Source organism: Terrisporobacter petrolearius (assembly GCF_020748185.1).
GTDB lineage: Bacteria > Bacillota > Clostridia > Peptostreptococcales > Peptostreptococcaceae > Terrisporobacter > Terrisporobacter petrolearius.
Map to the genome: position 1 here is coordinate 1 of NZ_JAHZMO010000223.1, position 267 is coordinate 267.

Genomic DNA, 267 nt, shown 5'->3' on the forward strand with positions numbered 1-267 from the left:
GCCGCTCAAGAGCTTAACTTCTGTGTTCGGAATGGGAACAGGTGTATCCTCTTTGCTATAATAACCACATAATCTTTATATAAAGTATTAACTTTTGTTAGTACTTTCAAAACTGCTAACATTTAATGTTTCCATTATTTTTTTGGTCAAGTCCTCGACCTATTAGTATCAGTAAGCTACATATGTTACCACACTTCCACCTCTGACCTATCAACCATGTAGTCTTCATGGGGTCTTAACCTTACGGTGGGAAATCTTATCTCGAAG

2 rRNA genes are annotated in these 267 nt (G+C 37.1%); both read right to left on the minus strand.

From position 1 onward, the window contains the following. A 5S ribosomal RNA gene (gene rrf, locus K0040_RS20410) occupies positions 1–69 on the minus strand; the annotation flags it as partial. Between the two features lie 73 nt (positions 70–142). Further along, a 23S ribosomal RNA gene (locus tag K0040_RS20415) occupies positions 143–267 on the minus strand; the annotation flags it as partial.